Annotated in this window: 12 protein-coding genes; 6 read left to right on the top strand and 6 right to left on the bottom strand. The window is 63.3% G+C overall.

Annotated features, from left to right (window positions below; translation table 11 throughout):
* Positions 1 to 107 precede the first annotated feature (107 nt).
* The 4 genes from BGRAMDRAFT_RS17380 to purN all read right to left on the bottom strand — a co-directional run bounded on the left by BGRAMDRAFT_RS17380 (position 108) and on the right by purN (position 4,862).
* Complete coding sequence (locus tag BGRAMDRAFT_RS17380; RefSeq protein WP_006050112.1) at positions 108 to 1,304, bottom strand: DesA family fatty acid desaturase; 1,197 nt, start codon at positions 1,302 to 1,304, stop codon at positions 108 to 110.
* Between the two features lie 202 nt (positions 1,305 to 1,506).
* Positions 1,507 to 2,880 carry a mechanosensitive ion channel family protein gene (locus tag BGRAMDRAFT_RS17375; protein WP_006050111.1) on the bottom strand — a complete coding sequence of 458 codons (1,374 nt, stop codon included), beginning with the start codon at positions 2,878 to 2,880 and terminating at the stop codon, positions 1,507 to 1,509.
* 72 nt (positions 2,881 to 2,952) lie between these two features.
* A complete protein-coding gene (locus BGRAMDRAFT_RS17370) occupies positions 2,953 to 4,212 on the bottom strand; it encodes an RsmB/NOP family class I SAM-dependent RNA methyltransferase (protein ID WP_006050110.1) in 1,260 nt (419 codons plus the stop codon).
* Positions 4,209 to 4,862: a phosphoribosylglycinamide formyltransferase gene (gene purN / locus BGRAMDRAFT_RS17365; RefSeq protein ID WP_006050109.1), complete on the bottom strand. Its 654-nt coding sequence runs from the start codon at positions 4,860 to 4,862 to the stop codon at positions 4,209 to 4,211. The genes BGRAMDRAFT_RS17370 and purN overlap by 4 nt, the downstream gene beginning before the upstream one ends.
* Before the next feature lie 116 nt (positions 4,863 to 4,978).
* Between purN and BGRAMDRAFT_RS17360 the strand changes: the two genes are divergently transcribed.
* The 6 genes from BGRAMDRAFT_RS17360 to dut all read left to right on the top strand — a co-directional run bounded on the left by BGRAMDRAFT_RS17360 (position 4,979) and on the right by dut (position 12,398).
* Entirely contained in the window at positions 4,979 to 5,974 is a 996-nt protein-coding gene (locus BGRAMDRAFT_RS17360) for a bifunctional riboflavin kinase/FAD synthetase (protein WP_006050108.1), read from the top strand.
* A 166-nt stretch (positions 5,975 to 6,140) separates the two neighbouring features.
* Positions 6,141 to 8,978 (top strand): isoleucine--tRNA ligase, encoded by a 2,838-nt coding sequence (gene ileS / locus BGRAMDRAFT_RS17355; protein WP_006050107.1) that lies wholly within the window; start codon positions 6,141 to 6,143, stop codon positions 8,976 to 8,978.
* Between the two features lie 11 nt (positions 8,979 to 8,989).
* Positions 8,990 to 9,496 (top strand): signal peptidase II, encoded by a 507-nt coding sequence (lspA, locus tag BGRAMDRAFT_RS17350; protein WP_035569887.1) that lies wholly within the window; start codon positions 8,990 to 8,992, stop codon positions 9,494 to 9,496.
* A gap of 139 nt (positions 9,497 to 9,635) precedes the next feature.
* Positions 9,636 to 10,850, top strand: a complete 1,215-nt coding sequence (gene coaBC / locus BGRAMDRAFT_RS17345) for a bifunctional phosphopantothenoylcysteine decarboxylase/phosphopantothenate--cysteine ligase CoaBC (RefSeq protein ID WP_006050105.1) — start codon at positions 9,636 to 9,638, stop codon at positions 10,848 to 10,850.
* A 64-nt stretch (positions 10,851 to 10,914) separates the two neighbouring features.
* Complete coding sequence (locus BGRAMDRAFT_RS17340; RefSeq protein ID WP_006050103.1) at positions 10,915 to 11,934, top strand: LLM class flavin-dependent oxidoreductase; 1,020 nt, start codon at positions 10,915 to 10,917, stop codon at positions 11,932 to 11,934.
* Positions 11,935 to 11,951: 17 nt separating this feature from the next.
* A complete protein-coding gene (gene dut, locus BGRAMDRAFT_RS17335) occupies positions 11,952 to 12,398 on the top strand; it encodes a dUTP diphosphatase (protein WP_006050102.1) in 447 nt (148 codons plus the stop codon).
* A 95-nt stretch (positions 12,399 to 12,493) separates the two neighbouring features.
* On the opposite strand, the gene clpA is transcribed toward dut, so the two are convergent.
* Together clpA and clpS are read right to left on the bottom strand one after the other, a co-directional pair.
* The gene (gene clpA, locus BGRAMDRAFT_RS17330; RefSeq protein WP_006050101.1) at positions 12,494 to 14,791 is read right to left on the bottom strand and encodes an ATP-dependent Clp protease ATP-binding subunit ClpA; all 2,298 of its coding nucleotides are present in this window, start codon (positions 14,789 to 14,791) and stop codon (positions 12,494 to 12,496) included.
* Positions 14,788 to 15,102 (bottom strand): ATP-dependent Clp protease adapter ClpS, encoded by a 315-nt coding sequence (clpS, locus tag BGRAMDRAFT_RS17325; RefSeq protein WP_006050100.1) that lies wholly within the window; start codon positions 15,100 to 15,102, stop codon positions 14,788 to 14,790. The genes clpA and clpS overlap by 4 nt, the downstream gene beginning before the upstream one ends.
* Positions 15,103 to 15,638: the final 536 nt, after the last annotated feature.

Here is a 15,638-nt window from a genome sequence, read left to right as displayed (position 1 = left end):
CGCCGCGGCCTGCGCACTGCGTCATGCTGCATTTTCCGCGGCCCAAAAAGCAAAACCCCGCCAACGCGGGGTTTTGTGACGTAACGAAATTTTAATGGATTTCGCGATCAAGCATAACGGCGCAGTCGCATTGCAAAATCCTGCAGCGCTTTGATGCCGCTCGCCTCAGCGCGATGACACCAGTCCTGCAACTGAACCAGCAACTGGTCGCGCGACGCGTTCGAGCGCTCCCACATTGCCGCGAGTTCGTTGCGCATGTCGATGTACGTCTTCAGTTTCTGGCTGTTCGCGAAGATTTGCGGCAGCAGACGTTTCTGCGGCTCGTCGAGCCCCGCTTCTTCCTTATGGAACCAGTTGCGCGCGCCGCGCATGAGCTGATACTTCTCGCGTGCGCCGACTTCCTTCAGATGCGCGAGCTCCTGACGATACGCACGCTTGAGCGCCTTGCCGTAACGCGCCATCACTTCGTAACGGTTTGCCAGCACGGCCTGCAACGTGTCCTGGTCGAGCACCAGCTTGCCGGTGGTCAGACGCGGCGTGGGCGCGATCTTCTTCACCTTCGCAAGACGGAAGGCCGACATGATGCGGATATACATCCAGCCGATGTCGAACTCATACCACTTGTTCGACAGCTTGGCCGACGTCGCATACGTGTGGTGGTTGTTATGCAGCTCCTCACCGCCGATGATGATGCCCCACGGGAAAATGTTCGTGCTGGCGTCCGACGAGTTGAAGTTGCGGTAGCCCCAGAAGTGCGCGAGACCGTTGACGACGCCGGCCGCCCAGAACGGGATCCACACCATTTGCACAGCCCAGATGGTCAGGCCGACGACGCCGAACAGCGCGACGTTCAGCACCATCATCAGGCTCACGCCGAGAATCGGGTACTTCGTGTAGACGTTGCGCTCCATCCAGTCGTTCGGCGTGCCGTGACTGAACTTGCGCATCGTTTCTTCGTTTTTCGCTTCGGTGCGATACAGTTCCGCGCCTTCGAGCAGCACCTTCCAGATGCCGCGCGTTTGCGGGCTGTGCGGATCTTCTTCGGTCTCGCACTTCGCGTGGTGTTTACGGTGGATAGCCGCCCATTGACCGGTCAGCATGCCCGTGGTCATCCACAGCCAGAACCGGAAAAAATGACTGACGACAGGGTGCAATTCGAGCGCGCGGTGCGCCTGGCAGCGGTGCAGATAAACCGTCACGCCGATGATCGTGACGTGCGTGACCGCGAGGGTGTACAGCACAAGTTGCCACCAGGAGAAGCGCAGCAGGCCGTGGGCAAGGAAATCGAGCAAGGAATTCAACAAGGCAATTTACCTGTGGAACGAGAGACACGAGACACCCGCGGACTGCGCGTGTCAAGAAAGTGAAAGCATACAGCGGGATTGGACGACATTCTACTGGAAGCGTTCCAAGTGTTTGTAACAAATAGGGATTTTTTGTGCGGCATCAACGAGCGATAGTCTGCAATGAGCCCATTTTGACTCACCGCAGACCCAGAAGTGCCCGTCAGAGCGCGTTGTCTGCCTGATTGGCGGCAGGCGCGGTCATAGTTACCGGCTGCGGTGCGACACCGGAGACATTTGCAATGTGTCCGACGTTGCCGACGATCCGCACTTCGCGTTGCGCGAAAGGAATCGAAATGCCGTGCGCGGAGAAAAGCTGCCAGATGTTGCGATTGACCGCCGAGCGCACGGCCGAGGTGCCGGTTGCGGCGTCGGCGATCCAGAAACCCAGTTCGAGGTTGATGCCGTCAGCGCCGAAACTCGTCAGGTAAGGCGTGGGCGCCGGGTCCGCGAGGACGCGCGGCACGCCGGCGGCGGCTTGCGCGAGCAGCGCCATCGCCTGTTCGACGTCGGCCGTGTAGGCGATCTGCACCGCCGCCTTCGCATAGCCGCGCGTCAGATACGACGACTGGTTCTGCACGACGTCGGTGATCAGCTTCTCGTTTGGAATCAGCGTCTCGATGCCGTCGAGGCCACGCACGACCGTGTAACGCGTGCGGATCTGCGTGACCATGCCTTGCAGGCCGCTCACGTTGATCGTGTCGCCGATCCGCAACGACCGGTCGATCAGGATGATGAAGCCCGACACATAGTTGCTCGCGATCTTCTGCAGCCCGAAACCGAGCCCCACGCCGAGCGCGCCGCCGAACACGCCGAGCACGGTGATGTCGATGCCCACGAGCGACAGGCTGATCAGCACGGCCGCCAGCACGAAAGCCGCACGGCCGACGCGCGCCACCACCACTTTCAGATTGGCGTCGAGCGTGGTGGCGCGCATCAGCCGGTCTTCGAACGCCGAGCCGAGCCACATCGCGACGATCATCGTCACGCCCACCCACAGCAGGCCGGTGACGAGCGAAAGCAGCGTCATATGCGCATTGGCGATGCGAAAGTGAACGCTCGCCATCCACTCGATCACGTCGTCCTGAATGCCCATCACGGTCAGCACCATGGCGACCCAGACGACCAGCGAGACGATTTTTTCGACGACGAAAAGCCACGGATGCGTCTCGCCGTCGTGGCTAAAGACGCGTCGCGCGAAGAAAAACACGATGTAAATCAAGCCGATGCCGAAAAGCGGCACCAACGCGAGATCGAGCAGCGCAGTGTGGATGAACTGGCCCGCGATCGCGCGCGCGAGCCACACCAGCACCGCGCCGATCAGCGGGAAAAACGCGCGGTTCAGGCTTTCGGCGCCGAAGCGCAGCGTCTGGTAGCGCGTCTGCCGGCGCAAATCGAGCGCCCGGCGCAGCACGCGCGCGAGCAGCCACGCGAGCGCGAGCGTCGTAAGCAGCAAGCCGATTTGCCACAGCATGACCGGCTGGCCGAAGTCGCGCGTGAGATCGCCGAAAAGGTGCGAAAAGAGTCGGTTTTGCATGGTGTTGCGGGAATGACCGGCTCGCCTCGATCGAACAACCGATCGGCGAGCCGGCGGACAGCCCGTCGGGCCTCAGCTCTGACGTTCGAGCACGGCGGCGAAGAAGCCGTCGGTCGCGTGGCGATGCGGCCAGAGCGACAGGTAATCGCCCATTTCAAGGTCGATGCGCTGCTCGGCCAGCACTTCACGCGCCGGGACGAGCGCGAAGTCCGGGTGATCCGCGAGGAACTGCTGCACGACCGCTTCGTTTTCCGCTTCGAGGATCGAGCACGTCGCGTACACGAGACGCCCGCCCTTCTTCACGAGCCGCGCCGCGCTCGCGAGAATCGACGCCTGCTTGGGCGCAAGCTCCGCGACCGATTCCGGCGACTGACGCCACTTCAGATCGGGATTGCGGCGCAGTGTGCCCAAGCCGCTGCACGGCGCATCCACCAGCACGCGGTCGATCTTGCCGGCGAGCCGCTTGATCTTGGCGTCGTGCTCGCTGTCGATCAGCACCGGATTCACGTTCGACAAGCCGCTGCGCGCAAGCCGCGGCTTGAGCTTGGCGAGACGCCGCTCGGAGATGTCGAATGCGTAGAGACGCCCAGTCGAGCGCATCGCCGCGCCGAGCGCGAGCGTCTTGCCGCCCGCGCCCGCGCAGAAGTCGACGATCATTTCGCCGCGCTTGGGCGCGACGAGCGAGCACAGCAACTGGCTGCCCTCGTCCTGGACTTCGAGCCAGCCTTGCTGGAACGCGTCGAGCTTGGTGAGCGGCGGCTTGCCGACCACCCGCACGCCGAACGGCGCGAACGGCGTGGCGCCGGCTTCAATGCCGGCCTTCGACAGCGCGTTCAGCACGTCGTCGCGGCTCGCCTTGATCGGGTTCGCGCGCAGGTCCAGAGGCGCCGGGTAGTTGAGCGCGGCGGCCAGTTGCGCGAGTTCCGCGGCTTCAAAACGCTTGGCCAGCGCCTGATAGATCCAGTCCGGCAGATTCAGGCGAATCCGCAGCGGCAGGCTTTCCGGGTCGATCATCGCGACGTGTTCCAGCCACCTGGATTCCGAGTCCGACACGAACGGCTTGAGCGCCGAGCGGCCCGCCGTCTGCATCAGACCGAGCAAAGCCATGCGGCGCGCCGGGCTGCCGGCGCCGCTTTCGGCCAGATGCGCGAATTCCATGCGCCGGCGCAGTACTGCGAAAACCGCCTCGGCGATCACGCCGCGCTCGCCATGCCCCAACTTCGGATGCGCGCGGAAAAAGCGGCTCGTGGTGGCGTCGGCGGGACCGTTCAGTCTTAGGACTTCAGCCAGCAAAGTCTCAGTTTGTCCAATCAAAAAACCATGCAATCTCATGCGCCCTCTCCGGCGGTGTGACCGGCAAAGAGCCATTGCGGCTCCGGCGGCGTAAGCGTGACACGCAGGCCGTCAAGAGCAAGACGCCCTTCGACGAACCAGCGCACCGCGCGTGGATAAATGATGTGTTCGGTCGCGAGCACGCGCTCGGCGAGCGTCGCGGGCGTGTCGCCGGCCACGACGGGCACCGCCGACTGCACGACGATCGGCCCGTGATCGAGCTGCGACGTCACGAAATGCACCGACGCGCCGTGCAGTCGCACGCCGGCGTCGAGCGCCTGCTGATGTGTCTTGAGTCCAGGAAAGCTCGGCAGCAGCGACGGGTGCACGTTCAGCATGCGCCCCGCATAACGGTCGACGAAACCGTCCGTCAGCACGCGCATAAAGCCGGCGAGCGCGACGAGATCCGGCGAGAAACTATCGATTTGTTCGGCCAGCGCCGCATCGAAGCGCTCGCGGTCGGGAAACTGGCGGTGATCGACCACCGCCGTCGCAATGCCGTGCGACGCCGCGAACGCAAGGCCTGCGGCGTCAGGACGGTTGGCAATCACAGCGGCCACCTGCGCGGCCCACCCTTCGTCCGCACACGCGCGGACAATGGCTTCCATGTTGCTTCCCCGCCCTGAAATCAGGATGACGAGTTTTTTCATGCGCGGATTTTATCATTCGGGGACACCCAAACCGCGAGGCGCCGCCGTCCGTTGCGCCGAGCGTTTATAATCGTTTGTTTTGCGGCACCCCGCCCGCCCTACCCCGACGCGCTATCGTGAGAGTCTTCCGCGGTCTTCCCAACGCTGAAAGCCGTGCGCCGTGCGCACTGACCATCGGCAACTTCGACGGTGTCCACCGCGGCCATCAGGCTTTGCTCGCGCACGTGCGCGCAGCGGCCGACGCGCGCGGCCTGCCCGTCTGCGTGATGACCTTCGAGCCGCACCCGCGCGAATTCTTCAACCCGGCCGGCGCGCCGCCGCGCATCGCGATGCTGCGCGACAAGCTCGAAGCGCTGCGCACCAATGGCGTGGACCGCGTGGTCGTCGAGCACTTCAATCACACGTTCGCGAGCCAGTCGCCGGACGCGTTCGTCGAACGGATCATCGTGAATGGGCTGCACGCGCGCTGGGTGATGATCGGCGACGACTTCCGCTATGGCGCGAAGCGCGCGGGCGACTTCACGTCGCTGAAGGCGGCAGGGCAGCATTACGGTTTCGAAGTCGAGCAAATGGCCACGGTCGCCGATCCGTCCGGTGCGCGCATCTCCAGCTCGGGCGTGCGCGCGGCATTGGTGGCCGGCGATCTCGACGCGGCGCGCGCCGCGCTCGGCCGCGACTATCTGATCAGCGGCCACGTCGTGCACGGCATGAAGCTCGGCCGCGATCTCGGCTTTCCCACGCTCAATCTGCCGATCGCGCACAAGCGTCCGGCGCTCGCGGGCATTTTCGTCGTGCGCGTGCATGGCGTGACCGACGAACCGCTGCCTGGCGTCGCGAGTCTGGGCCTGCGTCCCACCGTCGACGATTCCGGCCGCGTGCTGCTCGAAGTGCACCTGCTCGACTGGCACGGCGACGCTTACGGCAAGCTCGTGCGCGTCGAATTCCTGAAGAAGCTGCGCGACGAGGAAAAGTACGTCGACCTCGAAACGCTCACCGCCGCGATTGCACGCGACGTCGCCAACGCGCGCGCGTGGTTCGCGGCCGTCGGCGCGGGCACGCCGGGCAGCCGCTCAACCGGTTTCGCCACGTCGGCCACCGATCGAATTAGATAGCCGCCGCGGTCCCTGCGCGCGTTCACCTGCCGCATGGACCGCCGCTGCGCGTATCGAAGGACATCCGCGCATTGCGCGACATGCCTGCCGCCGCGCCCAACCCTCTCGCGCACCGTGCGCAACCCGCGCCCCGCTGCGCTTATAAAGAATTCACCGCGACCACATCATGAGCAACAAGAAAGCCGATTCGAAACCGCAATCACGCTACCCCGTGAACCTGCTCGACACGCCGTTCCCGATGCGCGGCGACTTGCCCAAGCGCGAGCCGCAATGGGTCAAGGAATGGCAGGAGCGCAAGGTCTACGAGAAGATCCGCGCAGCCAGCAAGGGTCGCAAGAAGTTCATCCTGCACGACGGCCCGCCGTACGCGAACGGCGACATCCACCTCGGCCACGCGGTGAACAAGATCCTCAAGGACATGATCGTCAAGGCGCGCAACATGGCGGGCTTCGACGCGGTCTACGTGCCGGGCTGGGACTGCCACGGCATGCCGATCGAAATCCAGATCGAAAAACAGTTCGGCAAGTCGCTGCCCGCCGCGGAAGTCATGCAGAAAGCGCGCGCGTACGCGACCGAGCAGATCGAGAAGCAGAAGCTCGGCTTCCGGCGTCTGGGCGTGCTCGGTGAGTGGGACAACCCCTACAAGACCATGAACTTCACGAATGAAGCCGGCGAAATCCGCGCGCTCGCGAAGATCCTGGAAAAAGGCTACGTGTTCCGCGGGCTGAAGCCGGTCAACTGGTGTTTCGACTGCGGCTCGGCGCTCGCTGAGGCGGAAGTCGAGTACAAGGACAAGACCGATCCGACCATCGACGTGCTGTTCGCCTTCGCCGAGCCGGAGAAGACCGCGCAGGCGTTCGGCCTGAACGCGCTGCCGCGCAACGAAGGCGGCATCGTGATCTGGACCACGACGCCGTGGACCATTCCCGCGAACCAGGCGTTGAACCTGCATCCGGGAATCGTCTACGCGCTCGTCGATACGCCGCGCGGCCTGTTGATTCTCGCCGAGGAACGCGTCGAAGCATGCCTGAAGGCGTATGGTCTGGAAGGCTCGGTGATCGCGACCACGCCGGGAGCGAAGCTCGTCAACTTGCGCTTTAACCATCCGCTCGCGTCCGCACATCCGAGCTACAAGCGCACGTCGCCGGTTTATCTCGGCGACTACGTGACGACGGAAACCGGCACGGGCGTCGTGCACTCGTCGCCGGCGTATGGCGTGGAAGACTTCGTGTCGTGCAAGGCGCACGGCATGGCCGATTCCGACATCATCAATCCGGTGATGGGCGACGGCCGTTACATCGAATCGCTCGCGCTCTTCGGCGGCCTGTCGATCTGGGCGGCGAATCCGCAGATCGTCGAAGCGCTGCAAAGCGCCGGTTCGCTTTTGCGCACGGAAAAGTACACGCACAGCTACATGCACTGCTGGCGCCACAAGACGCCGATCATCTATCGCGCGACGTCGCAATGGTTCGCCGGCATGGACGTGAAGCCGAACGACAGCGACAAGACGCTGCGCGAAACCGCGCTCGAAGGCATCGAAAACACGGCGTTTTATCCGTCGTGGGGCAAGCAGCGGCTCTTCAGCATGATCGCGAATCGTCCCGACTGGACGCTGTCGCGTCAGCGCCAATGGGGCGTGCCGATGGCGTTCTTCGTCCACAAGGAAACGGGCGAGTTGCATCCGCGCACGCTCGAGTTGCTCGAGGAAGTCGCGAAGCGCGTCGAGCAGGCCGGCATCGAGGCTTGGCAAACGCTCGATCCGCGCGAACTGCTCGGCGACGACGCGAATCTGTACGAAAAGAACCGCGACACGCTCGACGTGTGGTTCGATTCCGGCACGACGCATTGGCACGTGCTGCGCGGCTCGCACAAGGACGAACTGCAATTCCCGGCCGACCTGTATCTGGAAGGCTCGGATCAGCATCGCGGCTGGTTCCATTCGTCGCTGTTGACGGCTTCCATGCTCGACGGCCGTCCGCCGTATAACGCGCTTCTGACGCACGGCTTTACCGTCGACGGCGAAGGCCGCAAGATGAGCAAGTCGCTTGGCAACGGCATCGATCCGCATGAGGTGGCGAACCGCCTCGGCGCGGAAATCATCCGCTTGTGGATCGCGTCGACCGATTACTCCGGCGAGCTCGCGATCTCCGAGGAAATCCTCAAGCGCGTGACGGAAGGCTATCGCCGTATCCGCAACACGCTGCGCTTCCTGCTCGCGAATCTGTCGGACTTCGACTACGAGAAGAACGCGCGCCCGGTGGAAGACTGGCTCGAGATCGACCGTTACGCGGTGGCGCTGTCGGCGAATCTGCAAAACGATATCCTCTCGCACTACGACAAGTACGAGTTCCACCCGGTGGTCGCCAAGCTGCAGACGTTCTGCTCGGAAGACCTCGGCGGTTTCTATCTGGACGTGCTGAAGGATCGCCTCTACACCACGGCTGCTGATTCGGTCGCGCGCCGCTCGGCTCAAACCGCGCTGTATCACATCGCGCAAGGTTTGCTGCGTCTGATGGCGCCGTTCCTCTCGTTCACCGCCGAAGAAGCGTGGAAGGTGTTCCAGCCGAACAGCGAAACCATCTTCACCGAGACGTATCACGCGTTCCCGGCCGTGCCCGATGCGGGCGCGCTGCTCGACAAATGGACGCTGCTGCGCGCCGCGCGCGGCGACGTGACGAAGGCGCTGGAAGAAGCGCGCGTCGCTAACCTGATCGGCTCGTCGTTGCAGGCGGAAGTGGAAATCCGCGCGAGTGGCGCGCGTTACGACGCGCTGACGAGCCTCGGCGACGACCTCAAGTTCGTGCTGATCACATCGGCGGCAACGGTCGTGAAGGTCGCGAGCGAAGCGGAAGAAGGCGTCGAAGTGATCACGTCGAAGTATCTGAAGTGCGAGCGCTGCTGGCACTACCGCGCGGATGTCGGCGCGAACGCCGAACACCCCACGCTGTGCGGCCGCTGCATCAGCAATCTGTTCGGCACCGGCGAGGCGAGGAGCGCGGCATAATGGCGAGAACCATGGCGAAATCCACATCGAAAGCATCCGCCGGCAATAGTTCGCTGGCGCCCTGGCTGGGCGTCGCGCTGATCGTGATCCTGTTCGATCAGCTGACGAAAATCGCGGTGCAGAAGGTGTTTGCCTACGGCGTCGCGCATGAGGTCACGTCGTTCTTCAACCTGATCCTCGTGTACAACCGCGGCGCCGCCTTCAGCTTTCTCGCGATGGCGGGCGGCTGGCAGCGTTGGGCTTTCACCGCGCTCGGCGTGATCGCCGCGCTGGTGATCTGCTACCTGCTCAAGCGCCACGGCGGGCAAAAAATGTTCTGCACGGCGCTGGCGCTGATTCTCGGCGGCGCGCTCGGCAACGTGATTGACCGGCTCGCGTACGGCCACGTGATCGACTTCCTGGACTTCCACGTGCGCGCGTGGCACTGGCCGGCGTTCAATCTCGCCGACAGCGCGATCACGGTCGGCGCGGTGCTGCTCGTCATCGACGAGTTGCGGCGCGTACGCGGGTCGCGCTAACGGGCGGATCGTTGCAAGGCGCGGGCCGCCGGAAGTGGTTTTTCGCGCTTCGACGGCGGCGCGTTAGAAATCCGCTTTGAAGGCCGGCAACGGTGCAAGCGCGCCGCGCTCGGTCACCACGCTTTGTCGGAGGCTTTCGTTGGCAACCGCAGAACTCGCAGGAAAACACCTCGTCCTCGGCATGACGGGCGGCATTGCCTGCTACAAGATCGCCGAACTCACGCGTCTTCTGACCAAGGCCGGCGCGACCGTCCAGATCGTGATGACCGAAGCGGCCACGCGGTTCATCACGCCCGTCACGATGCAGGCGCTCTCAGGCCGTCCCGTCTACACGAGCCAGTGGGACGCGCGCATCGCGAACAACATGGCGCATATCGATCTGTCGCGCGAAGCCGACGCGATCGTGATCGCGCCCGCCTCCACTGACTTCCTCGCGAAACTCGCGCACGGCATGGCCGACGATCTGCTCGCCACGTTGTGCGTCGCGCGCGATTGTCCGTTGCTCGTCGTGCCCGCGATGAACCGGCAGATGTGGCGGAACCCGGCGACGCAGCGCAATGTCGCGCAATTGCGCGCGGACGGCGTCGAAGTGCTCGGCCCCGATTCGGGACCGCAGGCGTGCGGCGAAATCGGCGACGGCCGCATGCTCGAAGCCGCGGCAACTTACGAAGCGATCGCATCGTTTTTCTCGCCGAAGATTCTGTCCGGTCGACGCGTGCTGCTGACAGCCGGCCCGACGTTCGAACCGCTCGATCCGGTTCGCGGCATCACGAATCGCTCGAGCGGCAAGATGGGTTTTGCGCTCGCGCGCGCCGCGCAGCAGGCCGGCGCCGACGTGCATCTCGTCGCGGGTCCGGTCGCGCTCGACACACCGTGGGGCGTGTTCCGCGAGGACGTGCAGACCGCCCAGCAGATGCACGATGCGGTGATGCGTTCGGTAGCGGACGCGGACATCTTCATCGGCGTGGCCGCGGTCGCCGACTGGCGCGTCGATCACGCGAGCGAACACAAGATCAAGAAAGCCGCCGACCGCGCGCTGCCCACGTTTTCGTTCGTCGAGAATCCGGACATTCTGGCCGCGGTGGCCAATCTGCCGCATCCGCCGTTCGCCGTCGGCTTCGCTGCGGAAAGCGGCGATCTCGAAGTGCATGGCGAAGAGAAACGTGTGCGCAAGAATGTGCCGCTGCTAATCGGCAATCTCGGGCCGCTCACGTTCGGCATGGACGACAACGAAGTGATCCTGTTCGAAGCCGCCGGTGTGACCCGGCTGCCGCGCGCCGACAAGCAGACGCTCGCGCGCGCGTTGATCGCGGAAATCGCGAAGCGTCTGCCCGACACAAGCCTGATTCGCTGAACTTGCCGCGCGCCGCCGAGACACCACAAAGCGAAGCGAACCGAAGCATCTGGAGCACACCGACATGACGCTACTTTCCGTGCTCGATCAAACGCCCGTCATCTCAGGGCACTCGGTGGCGGACGCTATCGCCGCCACTGTCGAACTCGCGCAACTTGCCGACGACCTCGGCTACACGCGCTACTGGTGCGCCGAACATCACGGCTTGCGCGGCGTGTCGAACCCATGTCCCGAAGTGATGCTGGCGCGTCTTGGCAGCGTCACGCGACGCATCCGGCTCGGCTCCGGCGGCATCATGCTGCCGTACTACAGCCCGTTCAAGGTCGCCGAGCAATTCATGATGCTCGAGGCGCTGTTCCCGAACCGCATCGATCTCGGCGTGGGACGCGCGCCCGGCGGCGACATGCGCACCGCGCAGGCGGTCGCTGCCGGCGACTACAACCGCGGCGAATTCTTCTCGCAGCAAGTGGCCGATCTGGTGGGACTGATGCACGGCACGCTGCCCGCCCACCACATCGCGCAAGGCGTGCTGTTGCAACCGCAAGTGCCGACGCGCCCGCAACTATGGATGCTCGGCTCCAGCGAATTCGGCGGCCTGCTCGCCGCGCAGTTGGGCATCCGCTTCGCGTTCGCGCATTTCATCAACGCGCATTTCGGACATCAGGTTGCGCGCGCGTATCGCGAGCGCTTTGAGGCGAGTCAGGAAACACAGCAACCGTATCTGGCCGCCGCCGTCTTCGTGATTTGCGCCGACACGAAACAGGAAGCAGCGGATCTGGAAAAGGCCGTCGATCTGCGTCGCGTGCAAATGGCTTATGGCCTGAATGAGCCGATTCCGACCGTCGAACAAGGCATCGCGCAGGAGTACGGCGAGCGCGAGCAACTGGTGATCGATCGCGAAAAACCGCGCAGCATCGTCGGCACGCCCGAAGTCGTGACCGAGCGGCTCCGTGCATTGCAGGAACAATTCCAGGCCGACGAACTGATCGTGCTCACCGTCGCAGGCAGCTATCGCGCGCGTCTGCGTTCCTATGAACTTCTTGCCGACGCGTTCGAACTCGGGCGCCCGGCTTCAACTCCTTAAACTCTCGAAAAACCTGCATGAAACTCGACTTGAAGATTCTCGATGCGCGCATGCGCGATCAGCTTCCCGCGTACGCGACCACCGGCAGCGCGGGCCTCGATTTGCGCGCGTGCCTCAAAGAGCCGTTGACGCTCGAACCGGGTCAAACCGCATTAGTGCCGACGGGGCTCGCGATTCACGTCGGCGATCCCGGCTATGCGGCGCTGATTCTGCCGCGCTCGGGTCTCGGTCATAAGCACGGCATCGTGCTCGGCAATCTGGTCGGCCTGATCGATTCGGATTATCAAGGCGAACTGATGATCTCGACGTGGAACCGCGGCGAGACAACGTTCGTGCTGAATCCGATGGAGCGTCTCGCGCAACTCGTGATCGTGCCGGTCGTGCAGGCGCAGTTCAATATCGTCGACGAGTTCGAGCAAAGCGAGCGCGGTGCGGGTGGATTCGGCAGCACCGGCAAGCATTGATCCAGATTTGCTGAGCACAAAGAAAAACGGCGTGGACCCTGAGGTCCACGCCGTTTTTTGTTTGGCGAGTAGGCAGTACGCTTACTCGCTAACGCTTACTCGACTTCCACCGCTTCCGGATTCGGATTGCGCGGCGCCGGATGCTCGTCGAAGGTCAACTGCACCTTGTCTTCCGCATCGACGTCGACCGACACGCGGCCGCCGTTCATCAGCTTGCCGAACAGCAGCTCGTCGGCCAGCGCGCGACGGATCGTGTCCTGGATCAGACGCTGCATTGGCCGCGCGCCCATCAACGGATCGAAACCGTGCTTGGCGAGATGCTTGCGCAGCGCGTCGGTGAAGAGCGCGTCGACCTTCTTCTCGTGCAACTGATCTTCCAGTTGCATCAGGAACTTGTCGACCACACGCATGATGATCTCTTCATCCAGCGCACGGAAGCTGATGGTCGCGTCCAGACGGTTACGGAACTCCGGCGTGAACATGCGCTTGATGTCGACCATCTCATCGCCGGTTTCGCGGCGGTTCGTGAAGCCGATCACCGACTTGCCCATTGCCTCGGCGCCCGCGTTCGTCGTCATGATGATGATGACGTTGCGGAAATCCGCCTTGCGGCCGTTGTTATCCGTCAGCGTGCCGTGGTCCATCACCTGCAGCAGCACGTTGTAGATGTCCGGATGCGCCTTCTCGATTTCGTCGAGCAGCAGCACGCAGTGCGGCTTCTTGGTGACAGCCTCGGTCAGGAGGCCGCCCTGGTCGAAACCGACATAGCCCGGAGGCGCGCCGATCAACCGGCTCACCGCGTGACGCTCCATATACTCCGACATGTCGAAGCGGATCAGCTCGATGCCGAGCGTGAACGCGAGCTGCTTCGCCACTTCGGTCTTGCCGACGCCCGTGGGACCGGAGAACAGGAACGCGCCGATCGGCTTGTCCAGCTTGCCCAGGCCCGCGCGCGCCATCTTGATCGCGGCGGAAAGCGCGTCGATAGCCGGGTCTTGCCCGAACACCACGCTCTTCAAATCGCGATCCAGCGTTTGCAGCTTGCTGCGGTCGTCCTGCGACACGCTTTGCGGCGGGACGCGGGCGATCTTCGAGATGATTTCCTCGATCTCGTTCTTGCCGATGGTCTTCTTCTGCTTCGACTTCGGCAGGATGCGTTGCGCCGCGCCCGCTTCGTCGATCACGTCGATGGCCTTGTCCGGCAGATGACGATCTGTGATGAAGCGTGCCGACAACTCAGCCGCCGCCGACAGCGCGCCCGACGAATACTTCACGCCGTGATGCTCTTCGAAACGCGACTTCAGGCCGCGCAAAATCGCCACGGTTTGTTCGACCGAAGGTTCCGTCACGTCCACCTTCTGGAAACGGCGCGACAATGCCGCGTCCTTTTCGAAGATGCCGCGATACTCCGTGAACGTCGTCGCGCCGATGCACTTGAGCGTGCCCGACGAGAGCGCCGGCTTCAGCAGATTCGACGCGTCCAGCGTGCCGCCCGACGCGGCGCCCGCGCCGATCAGCGTATGAATCTCGTCGATGAACAGAATCGCGTGGGGACGTTCCTTCAGTTCCTTCAGGACCGTCTTGAGACGCTGTTCGAAGTCGCCGCGATACTTGGTGCCCGCGAGCAGCGCGCCCATGTCGAGCGAATACACCTGTGCGTCGGCCAGAATATCCGGCACTTCGCCGCGCGTAATGCGCCAGGCGAGCCCTTCGGCGATCGCCGTCTTGCCGACGCCCGCCTCGCCCACCAGCAGCGGATTATTCTTGCGGCGACGGCACAGCACCTGCACCACGCGCTCGACTTCCGACTCGCGCCCGATCAGCGGATCGATACGGCCGTCTTTCGCCATCTGGTTCAGGTTCTGCGTGAACTGGGCGAGCGGCGTTTCTTTCTGCGCGGCGGCTTCGTCGGACTCGGCATTCGCGTCGCTCGCTTTCGCGGCGTCCGAACTGCTCGTCTTGGCGATGCCGTGCGAGATGAAATTGACCACGTCCAGACGCGTCACGCCCTGCTGTTGCAGGTAATACACCGCGTGCGAGTCCTTCTCGCCGAAGATCGCGACCAGCACGTTCGCGCCGGTCACTTCCTTCTTGCCATTCGAGGTGGACTGCACATGCATGATCGCGCGCTGTATCACACGCTGGAAACCCAGCGTGGGCTGCGTGTCGACGTCGTCCGTGCCAGGCACGGTCGGCGTGTTGTCATGAATGAAGTTGCGCAGGTTCTGGCGCAGATCCTCGATATTGGCCGCGCATGCACGCAACACCTCTGCCGCTGTCGGATTGTCCAACAGCGCCAGTAAGAGATGTTCGACCGTTATGAACTCGTGCCGCGCCTGGCGTGCTTCCATGAACGCCATGTGCAGGCTGACTTCCAGTTCCTGGGCAATCATGCTTCCTCCATCACACACTGCAGCGGATGCCCGGCCTGCCGTGCGTGGGTAACGACTTGCTCGACTTTGGTCGACGCGATGTCCCGCGTATAGACCCCACAAACTCCCCTGCCCTCGCGATGCACCTTCAACATCACCTGCGTTGCGGTTTCACGATCTTTATTGAAATATTCCTGCACGATCATCACGACAAATTCCATTGGCGTGAAGTCGTCATTCAGCAGCACCACCTTGTACATGGATGGCGGCTTGAGCTTTTTCTCCTGCCGCTCCAGTACGGTGCCGTCCTGCTTGTCCGGGATAATCGCCATACACCCATTCTAAACAACTAGGACAGGCCCGCAATCCTGTCAAAACCCGGCCAGCCGGCCAGTGAGCCCGTTCGCTACCGCACGGCGAAAATTACCGCCTGCGTGCGCCATTCGACGAGCCGATTGCGGGGCCGGCTCCAGTCCAGATCATGCGTTGCGGCCGTGCTGCGCCGCAGTCGGATCGAGTATCGCACAACCTGCCGGAGCTGGCTGACCGCCGCCCACTCGCGCAACCGGCGGCGAGCGACCCGCAGAACACCATGTGAGACGATTATGCGACTTTTCAAGACAGCCCGCTTGCGCAACCGCACATAACGAAAGCGGGAAAAACCCTGGAAACCGCCTGTTTGCAACGTGTGTCAGGGCATCTCAAAATTTTCTTGACACTCGAATAAAGAGCCTCAACAATCAAGCTGGCACTTTTTTCACTGCGCCAAATTTCGAAAAAATGCCGATGGTGAGCTTGTGAGGAGGGAGCGGCTGCATCACGCGGCCGTCGAGCTTTTCGAGGGCTCGTGGTAGTGACATGAGTACAG

It is taken from the genome of Paraburkholderia graminis C4D1M, from assembly GCF_000172415.1.
Classification (GTDB): Bacteria; Pseudomonadota; Gammaproteobacteria; order Burkholderiales; family Burkholderiaceae; genus Paraburkholderia; species Paraburkholderia graminis.
The sequence above is the reverse complement of the archived record's forward strand: the minus strand, read 5'-3'. Positions and strand labels throughout refer to the sequence as shown.

Bases quoted from the DNA above. Each gene is read 5' to 3' on its own strand.
- BGRAMDRAFT_RS17375 (WP_006050111.1), bottom strand. From the start codon at position 2,880: ATGCAAAACCGACTCTTTTCGCACCTTTTCGGCGATCTCACGCGCGAC.
- BGRAMDRAFT_RS17370 (WP_006050110.1), bottom strand. From the start codon at position 4,212: ATGAGATTGCATGGTTTTTTGATTGGACAAACTGAGACTTTGCTGGCT.
- purN (WP_006050109.1), bottom strand. From the start codon at position 4,862: ATGAAAAAACTCGTCATCCTGATTTCAGGGCGGGGAAGCAACATGGAA.
- ileS (WP_006050107.1), top strand. From the start codon at position 6,141: ATGAGCAACAAGAAAGCCGATTCGAAACCGCAATCACGCTACCCCGTG.
- lspA (WP_035569887.1), top strand. From the start codon at position 8,990: ATGGCGAAATCCACATCGAAAGCATCCGCCGGCAATAGTTCGCTGGCG.
- BGRAMDRAFT_RS17340 (WP_006050103.1), top strand. From the start codon at position 10,915: ATGACGCTACTTTCCGTGCTCGATCAAACGCCCGTCATCTCAGGGCAC.
- dut (WP_006050102.1), top strand. From the start codon at position 11,952: ATGAAACTCGACTTGAAGATTCTCGATGCGCGCATGCGCGATCAGCTT.
- clpA (WP_006050101.1), bottom strand. From the start codon at position 14,791: ATGATTGCCCAGGAACTGGAAGTCAGCCTGCACATGGCGTTCATGGAA.
- clpS (WP_006050100.1), bottom strand. From the start codon at position 15,102: ATGGCGATTATCCCGGACAAGCAGGACGGCACCGTACTGGAGCGGCAG.